Genomic DNA, 15,998 nt, shown 5'->3' on the forward strand with positions numbered 1-15,998 from the left:
AGGTATAAGAGAAAATTCAGAGAAGTTAATGCTTTTTGCAACCAGGGTTGGGATATCCCAAAAGTTCTCTCCCGGATGTGCAGGATTTCATAAAGTTTAATTATAGATCCTGACGATCTGAGATTTAAGAAACATTTTAAAGCCTTATTTAGCAGGCGAAAATATTGTTTTTTATATTTGGAATTAAATTTAAAACACAAGATGAATAAAAAGGTCTTACTAATGATTCTGGATGGTTGGGGTATAACCCAGGATCCGGAAGTATCAGCAATCGCAAAAGCAAAAACACCATTCGTAGATTCCATTTTGGAAAATTATCCGAGTGCCCAGCTCAGGACAGACGGGTTAAATGTGGGTCTTCCGGAAGGACAGATGGGCAACAGCGAAGTAGGACATATGAACCTTGGTGCGGGCCGTATTGTTTACCAGGACCTGGTAAAAATAAACATGGCTGTAGAAAAAAATTCCCTTATTAATGAACCTGTACTAGAACAGGCTTTTACCTACGCTATTAAAAACAATAAGCCTATTCACTTTATGGGGCTTTTAAGTGATGGCGGCGTACATTCCCATATTAACCATTTAAAAGGTCTACTTAGTGCCGCTGAGGAATTTGGAGTAAAAGACAAGTATGTACATGCTTTTACAGATGGCCGTGATGTAGATCCTCACTCCGGAAAAGATTTTATCAAGGAACTGGAAGACCACTTAGGAAAAACCAATGCCAAACTCGCTTCTGTTATTGGAAGGTATTACGCAATGGATCGTGATAACAGGTGGGAAAGAGTGAAAAAAGCATATGATCTCATTACTCAAGGTATAGGCCAGAAATCAACAAATGCCGCTGAAACTATTCAGCAAAGTTATGATAATGACATTAGCGATGAGTTTATAGAACCTATCGTAATGACAGATGCCGCAGGAAATCCTGTAGCCACTCTTAAGGAAAAGGAAGTAGTGATTTTCTTTAACTTCAGGACAGACAGAGGGCGACAGCTAACACAGGCACTTACACAAGTAGATTTCCCTGAGTACAACATGAAGAAACTTCCGTTGTACTACGTTACCCTTACCAAATACGACGATAACTTCACCAATGTTAATGTGGTCTTTAAAAAGGACAATATCAGTACTACTTTGGGAGAAGTATTAGAATATACAGGCAAAAGACAGATTAGAATTGCAGAGACAGAGAAGTATCCTCATGTCACTTTCTTCTTTTCCGGAGGACGTGAAAAACCTTTTAAAGGAGAAAGCAGGATTATGTGCAACTCCCCTAAAGTTGCCACTTATGACCTGCAGCCGGAAATGAGTGCTTACGAAATTCGGGATAAAATAATTCCGGAATTAAAAAGCGAGTCGGCAGATTTTGTATGCCTCAACTTCGCGAATCCAGATATGGTTGGCCATACAGGCGTTTTCGATGCCGCTGTTAAAGCTTGTGAAACCGTAGATTCCTGTGCTAAAGATGTAGCTGAAGCAGCTGTGGAAAACGACTACTCTGTGCTCGTTATTGCAGACCATGGTAATAGTGAAACTATGATTAATTCAGATGGCAGCCCAAATACAGCACACACCACTAATCCGGTGCCGCTAATCCTGCTGGACAAAGACATAAAAACTATTAAGAACGGTAATCTGGGAGATATCGCGCCTACTATTTTAAAACTGATGGGAATAGAGAAGCCAGATCTAATGACGCAGGATTCTCTAATCTAAAAAATTAACAATGAAGAAACTACTCGTTTTTTTTCTGGCCATTTTTCTCAGTTGCGGAAGCAGTAACTCTGTTGCTAAAAATGAAAAATCTTCAGAAAATACAACCTCTTTCTCTTTAGGTCCTCATAGAGAACCTCCCACCGCAGTTTATCAGAAGGATATGTTGTTGGGAGAATTCCAGAGAGAGGAACTTGAGGAAGAACCTTTTTCGCGCTGGTTCGAATCTGGCTACTCAGATTATGACCCGAAGGACGAGGCAATGCAGACTATAAAGGAAAATATTTCAGATTATGAGATCACACTTGTAATGGGAACCTGGTGCGTAGACAGTAAAAGGGAAACGCCGAAGTTTTTTAAAATTCTGGACGAGGCAGATTATGATACGGAGCAATTAACCGCTATTGCTGTAGACACTAACAAAGATGTCCCAGGAAATATTGAAAAAGATTTAGATGCCAGGAGGGTGCCGACAATTATTTTTTATAAAAACGGTAAAGAAGTAAACAGGTTTGTAGAGTATCCGCAGGAGAGTATAGAAGAAGATATTGCAAAAATTGTAAGTGGAGAGGACTACAGCCATTCTTATGCACAATAAATTCAGAAAAACTGAATTAAAAAGAAGCTATTGATTTTATGCTACGATCATTAACAATTGCAATAGATTTTGATGGCACTATTGTCGAGAATAAATATCCGAAGATAGGAAAACCCTTGCTGTTTGCGTTTGAAACCCTCAAGAAGTTTCAGGAAGAGGGCCACAGGATTATTTTATGGACGTACCGTTATGGGGACAAATTAGATGAGGCTGTAGCATTCTGTAAATCTAAAGGCATTGAATTTTATGCGGTTAACAAAAGTTATCCTGAAGAAAATTTTGATAACATTATTAGCAGAAAGATCCTTGCAGATATTTATATAGATGACCGCAACATTGGAGGTATGGTTGGGTGGGGAGAAATTTATCAAAAACTGTCCACCAAAAAGACCCCGAAGATAAAAGTTAAAAAGAAAAAACCCGGACTGTTTGACCGGCTGAAAAGTAAATTATGATAATACCTAAAACAAGAGAAGAGATTGAGTTAATGAGGGAAAGCGCCCTTGTTGTCTCCAAAACTCTTGGAATACTTGCTCCCGAGATCAAACCCGGGGTTACTACGTTACACTTAGATAAAATAGCTGAAGAATTTATACGCGACAATGGAGCCGAGCCGGCTTTTTTGGGGCTGTACGATTTCCCAAACTCCCTCTGCATGAGTCCCAATGCACAGGTAGTTCATGGAATTCCCAATGATACCCCACTTAAGAACGGGGATATAATTTCTATTGATTGCGGGGCTCTAAAAAATGGATTTTACGGAGATCATGCCTATACTTTTGAAGTGGGAGAAGTTGCACCGGAAACCAAAGAACTGCTGCGAATTACCAAAGAATCCCTTTATGAGGGAATTCGTGAGTTCAAGATCGGAAATCGTGTGGGTGATGTTGCTTTTGCTATTCAAAATTACACTGAAAATCACGGTTATGGTGTAGTGCGGGAATTAGTGGGCCACGGCCTCGGGAGAAAAATGCACGAAGATCCGGAAATGCCAAATTACGGCAAACGCGGCAAAGGAAAGAAATTTGTTGAAGGCATGGTCGTGGCTATAGAACCTATGATTAACCTTGGAACCAAAAGAATCAAACAACTGCCTGACGGCTGGACTATTTTAACAGCAGACGATAAACCAAGCGCCCATTTCGAACATGATGTTGCCCTTATGGACGGCAGGCCAGAACTACTCTCTACTTTTAAATACATCTATGATGCTTTGGGTATAAAAAGTAACGAAGAAGACGAATTTAGATCAAAAATCTATGATCAGGGACTATAGAAACGAGAGCTGGAAAAGCCTGCATAAAGAAGAATGGCAGGACAGGTTTATATACCGGGTTTCCAACTTTGGAAGAATTATAAGTTTTTTGAAGAATCCAAAAGGGGATTTGATGAAGGGCGGCCGAGTTGGCGGATACCTTAATTTTGCCGTTAAACTAAAAAACGGAAAACACAAAACGTATTACATCCATAGAATTGTAGCCGAACTTTTTCTGAAGAAAAACGAAGATGACAAATACGTAATCCACAAGAATTTTGAAAAGGACGACAACAGGGCAGAAAATCTGGCCTGGGCAACAAAAGAAGAGTGGGTGCAACATCAATACAATAGTCCTAAAGTTAAAGAAAATAAGCATAAGAGAAAACTACGTAAAGTAGTCTCATACTCCAAGCTTTCTTATGCGCAGGCCGTTATACTTAAAAAGAAATTGCTTGATCCGGATAGAAAGACCAGGATCAAAGTTCTTGCCAAGCAATTCGGCGTTTCAGAAATGCAGTTGTACAGAATTAAATCCGGAGAAAACTGGGGAGACATTGAAGTTTAGAGGTCTGTCTTCAAAGAATGAAACCTTCAGCTAAAATCATAACTTCCAAAGTGAATGAAAAGAGTTTTTAAGTTCTTCCTCAACACTATTCCGCGTCCCCTCCTTATTCGTTTCAGTTATTTAATTCGTCCAGCATTAAGAACTGCTTTAAGCGGCACACGCTATACAGATCCTATAGACGGCAGGAGTTTTTCTAAGTTTTTGCCTTATGGTTACGGCAAGCAGAGAGAAAACGTTCTTTCTCCCTCTACGCTATCCTTAGAACGTCACCGGCTCCTTTGGATATATCTGGAGAGAAAAACTTCTTTTTTTACTGAAGACCTAAAAGTACTTCACTTCGCCCCGGAGCAGGCTTTTTACAGCCGCTTCCGGAAATTGGCAAATATCGACTATACTACCACAGATCTCAACTCTCCACTGGCTGATGTAAAAGCAGATATCAATAACTTGCCTTTTGATGATAATGCTTATGATTTTATCCTCTGTAATCACGTTTTGGAGCATATTCCTGATGACACACGGGCCATGAAGGAGCTTTACAGAGTTTTAAAGCCCGGTGGAACCGCTATTCTACAAATTCCGCAGGATTTAAACCGAAAAAACACCTTTGAAGACGATTCTATTACCGATAAAAAGGAGCGAGCACGCATTTTTGGCCAATATGACCATGTTAGAATCTACGGAAGGGATTACTTTGACAAATTAAGAAATATCGGGTTTAAAGTTGAAGAAGTAGATATGACCGCAAACCTGTCACCTTCTGAAATTGACAAATATCGACTTGCTAAGGGAGAGCTTATACCAGTGTGCACCAAATAGTTTTATTTCTGAAGTTGCTCTTTGAAACCTTCAGAAGCATAGACAGCCATTTCATTATTATTTTCAGCATAAATAAAATACACATCCACACCTTCTATTCTCTCCAGCATCTCTTGTGACTTTTCCAGTCCAAGTGCCATAAAAGCAGTGGCGTAACCATCTGCAAGCGTACAATTCTCTGCCAGAACAGAGGCACTGAGTAAATTGCTCTGCTGGGCCTTTCCTGTTAAAGGGTTTATAGTATGCACATAAGCTTCACCTGTAACTGTATCTTCCCTGAACTTCCTGTAATTACCCGAAGTTGCCAGAGCACGGTTTTCCAGTGCCAAAACGGTCTGAAAAGTACGCTCTCCCTTTTCCTGCCTCGGATCATCTATTGCAACCCTCCAGGGGTTGTTGCTCTCGATATTACGACCTTTTGCTACCAGTTCACCGCCCAGCTCAATAAGATAGTTATCAATATTATTATTATTAAAATAAAGAGCAATAACATCTATAGCATAGCCTTTGGCAATTGCATTGAAATCCAGATAAACTTCAGGATATTCTTTTTCGATCCTGCGGGCTGGTGTCAGCTTTATTTTATTAAAGCCAACGTACTGCATTAGCGAATCTATTTCGTGGTCCTGAGGGTTCTTTGCATAACCTTCCGGGCCAAATCCATAGGCGTTCACCAGTAGCCCGACAGTCGGGTCGAAATAGCCTTTACTTTCTCTAAATATCTTTTTTGAAGAATTAAACACTTCCACAAAATTGCTGTCTACAACAATTAAAGTCTCCCCATCATTAATCCTCGAAATATCAGAATCTTCCTGATATGTACTCATGGAATTATTGATTACCCTAAAAATGGAATGGAGGGAAGACTCTACATCGAGCTCTTCATCGGAAAAAAAGGAAATATGAAATGTTGTCCCCAGTGCAGCTCCTGAAGCAGTATACATTTCGGGGTGATCTTCAGAACAACTAATAAAGCCAACAACAAGGAACAGAAAAAGAAAGCTTCTTTTTATAATACTAGACTTCCTGCCAACCCTGATAATTAACGACATAATCTTCTTCACTGGTAATAGGTTTTTCATAATCTGCTGAATTTGCCAATCCTACGCCTGCATAGAAGGTGCGCGCATTAAATTTGAGTGCATGTTCTTTGATAGTCTCCATAAAGATCCGATCAAAGTTTTTCGGATCATCCGGATATTGTATGGCACGGACAATTACAAAATGCAACTTAGTATTCTTAAGCGCTACGAACTGTGGATTTCTCTTAAGCTTAGAATTCACCCCGAGAAAATCATATCCATTATCCTCAAGATCTTTTCCCACAATATTCATTGCCAGGTTATGTAATTCCTGTTCATTTAATTTCGGCATAGCTAAAGATAAAAAAATCCCGCCGAAGCGGGATTATATTTTAACCTCCAAAGTCATCAAATCTAATATTCTCTGGTGGCATTCCGAAGTCTTCACCCATTTTCTGAACAGCTTTGTTCATTAATGGAGGACCACAGAAGTATAGCTCAATTTCTTCCGGTTCTTCGTGGTGTGACAAATAATTATCGATTACCACCTGGTGAATAAATCCTACAAAGCCATCTCCTTCATCATCAAGACTTTCTTTTACTTTCCAGTTATCTTCTTCAGCTGGTTCAGAAAGCGCCAGGTAGAATTTAAAATTAGGAAAATCTCTCTCTAATGCCCTAAAGTGTTCTGTATAAAATAATTCTCTTTTAGACCTACCTCCATACCAGTAAGTTACTTTTCTACCGGTTTTTAATGTTCTGAAAAGGTGATAAAGGTGTGATCGCATTGGCGCCATTCCGGCTCCACCACCTACATATAGCATTTCAGATTCACTCTCATTAATAAAGAATTCACCATAAGGTCCTGAAATAACAACCTTGTCACCTTTTTTCAAACTGAAAATATATGAAGAAGCAACTCCGGGATTTACATCCATCCAACCTTCTTTTGCACGATCGAAAGGTGGAGTAGCAATACGTACGTTCAGCATGATCTCACGCCCTTCAGCAGGGTAAGAAGCCATTGAATAGGCTCTTTCAACTGTCTCCGGGTTCTTCATGACTAATGGCCATAATTTAAATTTATCCCACTCATCTTTAAACTTATCCGGAGTTTCATGTTCTTCAGGGTGAGCTGTAATATCCATATCTTCAAATTTCACTTCCGTCTTAGGAATTTCTATTTGAATATAACCACCAGCTTTATAATCCATCACTTCAGGAATTTCAACAACGAATTCCTTAATGAAAGAAGCAACATTATAATTTCTTACAACTGTAGCATCCCATTTTTTAATTCCGAAAACTTCTTCAGGAATGGTAATCTTCATGTCGTTCTTCACCTTTACCTGGCAACCAAGCCGCCAACCGTCGGCAATTTCTTTCCTGGTAAAGTGGGGTTCTTCAGTAGGAAGAATCGCCCCGCCCCCTTCTTTGACAATACATTTACACTGGATACAGGTTCCGCCACCACCACAGGCAGAAGGAAGGAACAGTTTACTTTCTCCCAAAGTAGACAGCAGCGTACCACCTGAGCCTACTTCTATGTCCTTTTCATTATTTACATTAATACTAACAGGACCGGAAGGCATTAATTTGGCCTTAGCGCCCAATAAAACGGAAACCAGTAAAAGTATTAATACTAAAAATACAACTACACTTGCGATTATAACTGTCATTGTCCTTGTTTTGCGATTATAATTTAATTCCCATAAAGCTCATAAAGCCTATAGCCATTAATCCCGTAATAATAAATGTAATCCCGAGGCCTTTAAGCGGTGCAGGTACGTTTGAATAGGCAATTTTCTCACGAATAGCAGCGATAGCAAGGATTGCCAAAAACCAACCAATTCCACTTCCGAAGCCATACGTTATTGCCTCTGTTACGTAGCTAAATTCTTTTTGCTGCATAAATAGAGCTCCTCCCAAAATTGCACAGTTTACAGCAATTAGCGGAAGGAAAATACCTAAGGCACCATATAATGCCGGAGCGAATTTCTCAACTATCATCTCCACAAGCTGAACCATAGATGCGATTACCGCGATAAACATAATAAAACTAAGGAAACTTAGGTCTACACTTATAAAATCATCTCCAAGCCATTTTAAAGCTCCAGCCTGAAGCAGGTAATTATCAAGTAAGTAGTTAATAGGTACTGTAATAGTTAAAACAAAAATTACCGCTGCACCTAATCCCACAGCTGTTTTTACCGTTTTCGATACTGCCAGGTAGGAACACATCCCAAGGAAGTAGGCGAAAATCATATTTTCTATGAAAATACTTCGTACAAATAAATTTACATATTCCATAATATCTTTCTTTAAGCTCTAGCGCTCTGATTTTACTCTTCAATAAGTTTACGGTTACGTGCTCTCTGAACCCAGATTATAAGCCCCACAACAATTAAAGCCATGGGTGAAAGCAACATCAATCCATTATTCTCATAACCCATTGCATAAAGCCCTGTGGAATCTGCCGCACTTGTCCCCTGATGTCCCAGTATTTCGTATCCAAAGAGTTTCCCAGAACCAAGCAACTCCCTGAAGAAAGCAACAATAATAAGAATTAATCCATATCCAGCAGCGTTACCAATACCATCAAGAAAAGATTTATAAACTCCGTTTCCAAGTGCAAACGCCTCGAGACGTCCCATTACAATACAGTTTGTAATAATTAAACCGATAAATACGGATAATTGTTTACTAACATCATAGGCATATGCACGTAAGACCTGGTCTACAAGCGCCACAAGAGATGCCACAACTACCAGCTGAACAATAATCCTGATCCGGCTGGGAATCATATTACGCAGCATCGATATTATGATGTTACTAAATGCCATTACTGCCATTACTGCAATAGCCATAACCACCGCCGGCTCCAATTGCACCGTAATCGCCAATGCTGAACATATACCAAGTACCTGTACGGTAATTGGGTTATCATCATCCAGAGGATCGGTTAATAATTTTCTGTTGTTTTTAGACAAGAAACTTTCTTTCTCCTCAGAATCTGACAGGAATAAGATCATTTCTTGTTTTTTCGCTTCCTTCTCTTCGGAAGTAAGGTTATTGTCTTTAGCCATAATTACTCTGTAATATTAATGTCTCTCTGCTCTTCGAAAAATGGTAAATAGTGCTCTAACCTTTCGGAAATCATATCAGAAACCCCATCTCCTGTAATTGTCGCACCTGAGATAGCATCTACCTCATGATCTGTAGAAGCACCTCCTTTTACTACCGAAACTCCTTCTAGCATTCCCGCTTCATTATAGATTTTCTTACCTGCGAAGCTTTCCCTAAACCAGGCTTTGGTAATTTGAGCTCCTAATCCCGGAGTTTCACCAAGATGATCAAAAGTTGCACCTTTTATAGTATTTATATCATCCTGTAATGAGATGTACCCAAAAATTGCATTCCACAATCCATTCCCTCTTAAAGGAATGATGTAATACTTCTCTCCTTCATAATTTGCAATATAAAGAGGAAAAATCTGCTCTGATCCGTCTTTTTTAATCTCTTTAGCAAGATCCACGGCAAAAGCATCTACCCCTTCATCTATGGAACCGTCTGGCTGTAGCGCGACGGTTTCTGTAATATACTGGTTATACAATTCCTCGGCTCCGGCGCGGTCTGTTTCAACACCAATGGTGTTAAGGATACTTTGCATTTTTTCCTGGCGCACATTTTCGTATTGCGTAGGCTGTAACGAGGTGGCAGTAAAGGCCAGAACCGATGCCACAACCAATACCATTATTATAGCAAAAAGAAAGGTATAGCCGTTACTATTCGTTTTATTTACTGATTTTTCTTCCATAACTAAACTGCTGTTTCAACTTGAGCGTTAGTAGTATTTATTCTTTTCTTTCGTCGCTTCACATTAGATTGAATTACATAGTGGTCTATTGTAGGAGCAAAAACGTTCATCAATAAAATCCCCAACATCACCCCTTCAGGATAAGCAGGGTTGAACACCCGTATCATGATGGAGAGAAAACCAATCAGGAATCCGTAAATCCACATCCCTTTCAGAGTTTGCGCACCAGAAACCGGATCTGTTGCCATAAAAACAATTCCGAAGGCAAGTCCACCCACAATAAGATGTTGATACCATGGAAAGTTAGTCAGTTCATTTCCTTCCAGTCCCATAGCAGGCAAGGCATTAAATATTAGTCCCATTATTGCAGCTCCTATAAAAGCACTGAGGATAATCCTCCAGCTTCCCACTTTCGTCAAAACAAGAAGCAAAGCTCCGGCCAGGATACAGAGCGTAGAAGTCTCTGCAATAGAACCCGGGATCACACCGGTAAACATACTCATTGCATTATAAGCAACCTCTTCACCTGCCGCAAGTGTTCCAAGAATAGTTTCTCCTGAAATAGCATCTATTGTATAAGCATCACTAACCCAAACTTCGTTACCAGACATATATGTGGGATAAGCAAAGAATGCAAATGCTCTCGCTGTAAGTGCGGGATTAAGAATATTCATCCCTGTCCCACCAAATGCTTCTTTCCCGATCAATACTGCAAAAATAACAGACAATGCAACCATCCAAAGCGGAATATCCACAGGCATGATCATTGGTATTAAAAGTCCCGTAACCAGGTAACCCTCGTTAACTTCGTGGCCTCTAAAAACTGCAAAAGCAAATTCAATTCCCAGTCCTACACCGTAAGATACAGCCACCATAGGTAGAACTTTTAAAGCACCATGGCCCAAAGCTTCCAAGAAGGTGAAGTCCGCGATCACACCTGCCTCTACCAATTGATAATAATGCTGGTAACCAGTATTCCACATTCCAAAAATTAATGCAGGAACAAGAGCCAGCACAACCGTAATCATTACTCTTTTTAAATCTACAGCATCCCTAATATGAGCTCCTTTTTGAGTAGTATGATTAGGTGTAAAAAGAAAAGTGTCCAGCGCATTAATTGCAGGAGCAAACTTCTCGTATTTACGACCTTTTGCAAATGGTTCTTTAATTTTATCTAATCTCTGTCTAATCCATTCCATAGTTGAAATTCTTTTTATCCTACTTCCGTAATCATTAAATCTAACCCTAAACGAATAACTTCCTGAATCTCAATTTTGGAAGTATTTACATATTCCACAAGAGCGAAATCTTCAGGAGCAACTTCATATATACCCAGGCTTTCCATTTTTTCAATATCACCTGCCAAGCAGGCTTTTATTAACTGCATAGGATAAATATCCATAGGAAGAACTTTTTCCATTTCACCGGTAACTACAAGAGCACGTTCTTCTCCGTTTAAATTGGTGGTAGGCTTAAATTTCTTACTACTTAACCACGAAAGGGATGTACGGGAATTGGAATGGATATTATTATAAGTAAAGGGAAGCCATCCAAACATCCTGTAATTGTTACCTTCAGGAATCAAGGTAACTTCGTTATCATAAAAACCAATATATTGATGATTTGACAGCTTTTGACCTGTGAGTACGTCTCCGGAAATAATCCTGACACTATCAGCAACCTCCCCTATAAGGTCGGTAACATTAGCCCCGATTTTGGTTTTGAAGTACTTCCTGTTTTCAGCTTCACTCCCGGCAACAGCTATAGTACGGTCTGCAATATATCTCCCTGTAAGAAAAACGTTTCCTATTATAGCAACATCCTCCGGAGAAACCGTCCATACCCTTTCACCTATGTTTATAGGGTCTATTTTATGGATTTGAACACCCACATTACCGGCGGGATGAGGACCTTTCACATGATGCAATTCAACACCTTTTATATCTTTAAGATAAGCAGCAGAGCTCTCATCTACCGAAAGATGAACAATACCATCTGTTAATTTTGCAAGCGCATTAACCCCCTCCTGAAAAGCAGCCACCTTATCTTTAATTATAAAGCCTTTGTCGGCAGCTAAAGGAGCAGTAGAAACTGCTGAAATAAACACAGCTTTTGGTGTATCCTTAGGATCAGCGATTATATCGTAAGGCCTTTGATTAATAAAGGCGCCGCAACCGCTTCCGAGAACTCTCTCTCTTACATCGTCTGCACTAGCTGAAGAAGCATCCATCTTACCGAACTCCCTATAAGAATCCTGCGAATCTGCTTCTACAATGATCTCCATAATCTTCCGTTTAGCACCACGTTTAATTTCTTTAATGGTACCACTAACCGGGCTGGTAAAACGAACTTCGCCGGTATACTTCGAGAAGAAAATTTCGTCACCAGCTAGAAGTTTAGCCCCTTCTTTTACAACCGTTTTTGGTACAACTGTGTGAAAATCTGGTGGCTTAATAGCGTAGGTCTTCGACCTTGGAGCCTCTAAAAGTTCCTTTTCCGCCTCTCCTACTAATTTAAGAGATAAACCTCTTTTGATTCGAATGTCTTTTGACATAGGATGGGGTGTATGTTAAAAATTTGGTTTTTAAGTGGTGCAAATTTAGGAATTTTAAACCTCATTTTTCCCAACAATTAAAAGAATTTTACCCTGCGTAACTGTTAAAAAAGATGCCGAAAAACTTCCTGATCATCAGTTGCAAATTTGTCTTTATATTTAAACCATGAAAATTTTTCTTATTCTGTACCTTTTTTTTGGCCTTAACTGCTATCTGTATTCCCAGGAAGTACTGGAAATCCTCCCGCCAAACTACATCCGCAGTATCCGCTTAAGCGGCAGCAATGGCATCCAGAGTGGCAATCCTATTTTGCAGTTAGGAGAAGAACTCCACCTCAGTTTTGACGATATAATTGGGGATGAGGCAGATTATTATTACACTATAGAACATTATAATTACGACTGGAGCCTATCCCAACTCACCAAATCTGAGTATCTGGAAGGCTTTGACGATATTAGGATTTTTAATTATCAAAATTCACTGAACACACTTCAGCCTTTCTCTCATTACGAATTACAAATCCCTAACAGTGACACCGGAAATTTTAAGGTTACCGGAAACTACATGATCAAAATTTTTAGCGCTGAAAGGGAACTGGTTTTCTCCAGGAAGTTTATAGTGTACCAGCCTATCGCGCAAGTGGGAGTCGCCATTAAAAGGTCCAGAAACATAAACTTTATTGATCAAAAACAGGTGGTTAACTTTAGCATCAATTCTCCCGATCTGCTGCTCAAGAATCCGGAGCAGAATGTAAAAGTGCTTATTCTCCAAAATCACAATCTAAAAACAGCCATTAAAAATGTACCTCCCCAATACACCATAGGAAACGAACTGGTATACAAATATGATGAGGAGACTTCCTTTTGGGGCGGTAATGAATATATTCAATTTGACAATAAAGAATTAAGGGCAACCACAGCCGACATAAATTTTGTTGAAGTTAACGAACTATATCACCATTATTTATTTCCGGATTTTACAAGGGCTGGTGAACCCTACACCTTTAATCCAGATATTAATGGAGGTTTTGTGATTAGAAATCTCAGGGGAAACAATTCAGATATTGAAGCGGAATACGTTTGGGTCCACTTTCAGCTAAAAAATTATGACGCACTGGACGATGGTGAAATACATCTCTACGGAAAATTTAATAATTTCGTGTTAGATGAGACTACAAGGCTTAGCTTTAATGAAGAAACAGGTTTGTATGAAGGAGTGCGTTTGTTTAAGCAGGGTTTTTACAATTATAAGTATGTTCTACTTGAACCCAATGGTGTTTTAAATGAAGGTTTTATTAGCGGAAATTTTGATGAAACAGAAAATGAATATCAGGTTATTGTTTATTACCGGATGCCCGGGGCACGATACGACAGGGTTATAGGTTTGGGCACTGCAAATTCAGTAAATATCAGCAACTAATTTTTTAGCAATCCATGAAAAATAATCGTGCTCTGCGGAAGTATCGCGGTGAAGAATGCCTTAACTGCAGTCAACCCCTGGACGTCAGTGATGTTTACTGTTCTAACTGCGGACAATTAAACAGCACGAAAAAACTAAACTTCGACGATTTCTTTTCTGAATTTTTCTCCGGAATATTTGCCTACGACTCCCGGTTCCAGCGTACATTGAAGGCTTTGCTTTTTCAGCCCGGCAAAATTTCCAAAGATTATATCCAGGGCAAAAGAGCTCGCTACGCCAACCCTTTCCGGTTTTACCTAAGTGCTTCTATTATTTTCTTTCTGATCATGAGTTTTACAAGCTCCCTGGAAGATATGGATTTTGATAATAACAAAACAAATCTACAGGAAGAGCCGGCTCGTGTGCCGCAGGACAGTCTTAATAAGATTAATGAAAACTTCAGAAAAATTCCTGGTTTAAGAGATCAACAGCTAACTACAGATTCCCTTGCCGTAGCCTTACAAAGAGAACCATCTTATAAAGAAGTTTACGTCTCACAGGAAGTACTCGACACGATGAGTCTGAATAACTCCAGTTCAAAAAGGTTCAATGTTTTTTCAGAATTTTATAAAGAAACAAATATTGCTAATGCCACAAGAGCAATGGACAGCCTTAATTACGTTCATTCTAATTACAATCAGTGGCTTTACAAAAAAGCTGTAGACTGGAACTTATTAATGGATAATCCACAGGTTTTTATCACTTATTTTATTAATAAGTTACCTTTTATAATTTTCTTCTACCTGCCGATATTTGCCCTTTTTATCTGGCTGCTTTATATACGAAGACCTTTTAACTATATGGAGCATCTTATTTTTGCTTTTCATGTACAAACCACCTTTTTCGTGTTATATTCCCTTGCACTATTTTTCGATTATTTAATTTCCGGGGACTGGGGAACTACTATTGCCGGGATCACTTTTGTTATCTATCTCTACAAAGCTTTAAGAAAATTTTATAACCAGGGACGTGTTAAAACCGTTCTAAAGTTCGTATTGCTAACTACAATATTCTTTATTTTAGCGATAGTAACAACAGGATTAGCTTTGCTTGCATCTTTTGCTATCTATTAGAACATGACCCAACAGGTAACACGTGGTATAAAAATTTCGGTTGAAACAGACTTTGAAGGAGTATTCTTTAAGGAGTACAAAATGCGTTTTGCTTTTGGTTATCGTATTACTATTGAAAATCAAAGCAATGATTCTGTGCAGCTCACTTCCCGTTTCTGGAAGATCAAAGATGCTTTAAATAAAACCGAAATTGTGCAGGGTGAAGGAGTAATTGGTGAAAAACCTATTCTAAAACCCGGAGAAAGCCACTCTTACCAAAGTGGATGCCTCCTTAATGGCCCTTTTGGAGCCATGAGCGGACATTATAACATGGTAAATTTTACTTCTACCCGAAACTTTAGAGTAAAAATCCCTATATTCAAGCTAAGCGCTCCTTTTGCCTTAAATTAATTGAAAATCTACTTCCTTTTCGGTTATTAGTGATTTATTTAAATCTTTGTACCAGAAGCGTGCCTTAAAATGGCAATTTTCGACCTGTGTGATGCTCTGCGTCTTCAGAAAACCTCTATCCATTACAAGATCTACGTTTTTATCACCAATCCCGGCGGTGTGATGGAACTTCAGCAGCTTTTCAGCATTTAAATCTCCTTTATCTTGAATTTTAGTAAACCACTGCTGCCTTAAAGCTTTCATTTCTTCAGAATAAAGCGGTGAAGAGGACCAGATATGGGCTGTCAACGGGAAATTCCTGGAATGTTTATGATTTCCATCCCACACAAACTCTAGGAACTTCAATTTCTTATTCCAGTCTGGAATAATTATCGTGAAAGGTTCGATACCTTCAAAATTGTAATTTTTAATAGTAGATTGTACATCTTCAGCAGAAAGGAAATCTTTGACCACTACTCCCCTGCTTTTGCGGTACGATTCTTTCCTGATGTGAGTACGAAAACCGCCATTCATAAGACATACTGATCTTTTCCTTTCACTCAATCCAATCCAGGTTCCACCTGCAACAGCATCTTTCGGAAAAAACAGCTTAACACCTTCATATATTTCCCAATCGGGAGCTAAGGTTTCTCTTCCCACGGCCTCATCCCTGTTCGAGGTTAAAATAAAACCACTGGTTATTTCAGGATTAGCAACAAGAGTAACCGTGCACATTTTTCTTCATTTT

At 39.2% G+C, this 15,998-nt stretch carries 18 protein-coding genes; 9 read left to right on the forward strand and 9 right to left on the reverse strand.

Translation table 11 applies throughout. The features are described 5' to 3' along the window. The first annotated feature begins 201 nt into the window (after positions 1-201). From gpmI to RM545_RS12465, 6 genes are read left to right on the forward strand one after another with little or no spacing between them, the layout of a single operon-like run. Entirely contained in the window at positions 202-1,719 is a 1,518-nt protein-coding gene (gene gpmI, locus RM545_RS12440; protein WP_311495604.1) for a 2,3-bisphosphoglycerate-independent phosphoglycerate mutase, read from the forward strand. Positions 1,720-1,729: 10 nt separating this feature from the next. Then, entirely contained in the window at positions 1,730-2,314 is a 585-nt protein-coding gene (locus RM545_RS12445) for a thioredoxin family protein (protein ID WP_311495605.1), read from the forward strand. 38 nt (positions 2,315-2,352) lie between these two features. After that, positions 2,353-2,769, forward strand: coding sequence for a BT0820 family HAD-type phosphatase (locus RM545_RS12450; RefSeq protein WP_311495606.1), 417 nt, complete (start codon positions 2,353-2,355; stop codon positions 2,767-2,769). Next, positions 2,766-3,590 (forward strand): type I methionyl aminopeptidase, encoded by an 825-nt coding sequence (map, locus tag RM545_RS12455; RefSeq protein ID WP_311495607.1) that lies wholly within the window; start codon positions 2,766-2,768, stop codon positions 3,588-3,590. The genes RM545_RS12450 and map overlap by 4 nt, the downstream gene beginning before the upstream one ends. After that, positions 3,574-4,137: an HNH endonuclease signature motif containing protein gene (locus RM545_RS12460; RefSeq protein ID WP_311495608.1), complete on the forward strand. Its 564-nt coding sequence runs from the start codon at positions 3,574-3,576 to the stop codon at positions 4,135-4,137. The genes map and RM545_RS12460 overlap by 17 nt, the downstream gene beginning before the upstream one ends. Before the next feature lie 54 nt (positions 4,138-4,191). Further along, positions 4,192-4,956: a class I SAM-dependent methyltransferase gene (locus RM545_RS12465; protein ID WP_311495609.1), complete on the forward strand. Its 765-nt coding sequence runs from the start codon at positions 4,192-4,194 to the stop codon at positions 4,954-4,956. 2 nt (positions 4,957-4,958) lie between these two features. Here RM545_RS12465 and RM545_RS12470 read toward each other — a convergent pair whose 3' ends face one another. The 8 genes from RM545_RS12470 to RM545_RS12505 are packed head-to-tail and all read right to left on the reverse strand — an operon-like array spanning position 4,959 to position 12,349. Further along, positions 4,959-6,038: an FAD:protein FMN transferase gene (locus RM545_RS12470; protein ID WP_311495610.1), complete on the reverse strand. Its 1,080-nt coding sequence runs from the start codon at positions 6,036-6,038 to the stop codon at positions 4,959-4,961. Next, positions 5,974-6,330 carry a DUF8840 domain-containing protein gene (locus RM545_RS12475; protein WP_311495611.1) on the reverse strand — a complete coding sequence of 119 codons (357 nt, stop codon included), beginning with the start codon at positions 6,328-6,330 and terminating at the stop codon, positions 5,974-5,976. Before RM545_RS12475 ends, RM545_RS12470 begins: the two co-directional genes overlap by 65 nt. 40 nt (positions 6,331-6,370) lie before the next feature. Next, entirely contained in the window at positions 6,371-7,657 is a 1,287-nt protein-coding gene (gene nqrF / locus RM545_RS12480) for an NADH:ubiquinone reductase (Na(+)-transporting) subunit F (protein ID WP_311495612.1), read from the reverse strand. Positions 7,658-7,673: 16 nt separating this feature from the next. Next, complete coding sequence (gene nqrE / locus RM545_RS12485) at positions 7,674-8,288, reverse strand: NADH:ubiquinone reductase (Na(+)-transporting) subunit E (RefSeq protein ID WP_311495613.1); 615 nt, start codon at positions 8,286-8,288, stop codon at positions 7,674-7,676. Positions 8,289-8,320: 32 nt separating this feature from the next. Next, the gene (locus RM545_RS12490; RefSeq protein WP_311495614.1) at positions 8,321-9,064 is read right to left on the reverse strand and encodes an NADH:ubiquinone reductase (Na(+)-transporting) subunit D; all 744 of its coding nucleotides are present in this window, start codon (positions 9,062-9,064) and stop codon (positions 8,321-8,323) included. 2 nt (positions 9,065-9,066) lie between these two features. Beyond that, on the reverse strand, positions 9,067-9,795 hold the full coding sequence (gene nqrC / locus RM545_RS12495; protein WP_311495615.1) for an NADH:ubiquinone reductase (Na(+)-transporting) subunit C: 729 nt from the start codon (positions 9,793-9,795) through the stop codon (positions 9,067-9,069). Positions 9,796-9,797: 2 nt separating this feature from the next. After that, a complete protein-coding gene (locus RM545_RS12500; protein WP_311495616.1) occupies positions 9,798-10,994 on the reverse strand; it encodes an NADH:ubiquinone reductase (Na(+)-transporting) subunit B in 1,197 nt (398 codons plus the stop codon). Positions 10,995-11,008: 14 nt separating this feature from the next. Then, positions 11,009-12,349, reverse strand: coding sequence for a Na(+)-translocating NADH-quinone reductase subunit A (locus tag RM545_RS12505; protein ID WP_311495617.1), 1,341 nt, complete (start codon positions 12,347-12,349; stop codon positions 11,009-11,011). A gap of 166 nt (positions 12,350-12,515) precedes the next feature. Between RM545_RS12505 and RM545_RS12510 the strand changes: the two genes are divergently transcribed. The 3 genes from RM545_RS12510 to apaG are packed head-to-tail and all read left to right on the forward strand — an operon-like array spanning position 12,516 to position 15,271. Further along, entirely contained in the window at positions 12,516-13,769 is a 1,254-nt protein-coding gene (locus tag RM545_RS12510) for a type IX secretion system plug protein (RefSeq protein ID WP_311495618.1), read from the forward strand. Positions 13,770-13,783: 14 nt separating this feature from the next. Further along, on the forward strand, positions 13,784-14,881 hold the full coding sequence (locus tag RM545_RS12515) for a DUF3667 domain-containing protein (RefSeq protein ID WP_311495619.1): 1,098 nt from the start codon (positions 13,784-13,786) through the stop codon (positions 14,879-14,881). A gap of 3 nt (positions 14,882-14,884) precedes the next feature. Then, complete coding sequence (apaG, locus tag RM545_RS12520) at positions 14,885-15,271, forward strand: Co2+/Mg2+ efflux protein ApaG (protein WP_311495620.1); 387 nt, start codon at positions 14,885-14,887, stop codon at positions 15,269-15,271. Here the strand turns inward: apaG and RM545_RS12525 are convergent. Further along, positions 15,263-15,985 carry an NRDE family protein gene (locus tag RM545_RS12525; protein ID WP_311495621.1) on the reverse strand — a complete coding sequence of 241 codons (723 nt, stop codon included), beginning with the start codon at positions 15,983-15,985 and terminating at the stop codon, positions 15,263-15,265. The genes apaG and RM545_RS12525 overlap by 9 nt on opposite strands. Positions 15,986-15,998: the final 13 nt, after the last annotated feature.

The organism is Autumnicola lenta (assembly GCF_031846515.1).
Taxonomy (GTDB): Bacteria; Bacteroidota; Bacteroidia; order Flavobacteriales; family Flavobacteriaceae; genus Autumnicola; species Autumnicola lenta.